The sequence below is a fragment of the Aquitalea sp. ASV15 genome (assembly GCF_016429115.1).
GTDB classification, from domain to species: Bacteria; Pseudomonadota; Gammaproteobacteria; order Burkholderiales; family Chromobacteriaceae; genus Aquitalea; species Aquitalea magnusonii.
Genome location: NZ_JAELTZ010000140.1, coordinates 1 through 397 on the forward strand (window position 1 = coordinate 1; position 397 = coordinate 397).

At 65.5% G+C, this 397-nt stretch carries 1 protein-coding gene; it reads left to right on the plus strand.

Going from position 1 to position 397, the window contains the following annotated elements; genetic code table 11:
- Positions 1-397: YDG domain-containing protein (locus tag JHD64_RS21200; RefSeq protein WP_199055600.1), on the plus strand; the 397-nt coding region annotated here is incomplete at both ends.

Consider the following 397-nt stretch of genomic DNA (forward strand, 5'->3'; position numbering starts at 1 on the left):
GACGCTGAGCGACAGCGACTACACCCTGACTGGCGCGACCGGCAGCATGACGGTCAACCCGCTGGCGGTGACCCTGACCGGTAGCCAGACCTATAACGGCACGACTACTGCCCAGGGCAGCAACCTGACGGTCAGCAACCAGATCGAAGGGGACAGCGTCACCGTCGGTGGCAGCGCCACCCTGGCCAGCGCCCACGCTGGCAGCCGCGCCCTGTCAGGCTTCAACAGCCTGACGCTGAGCGACAGCGACTACACCCTGACTGGCGCGACCGGCAGCATGACGGTCAACCCGCTGGCGGTGACGCTGACCGGTAGCCAGACCTATAACGGCACGACTACTGCCCAGGGCAGCAACCTGACGGTCAGCAACCAGATCGTTGGCGATACCGTCACCGTT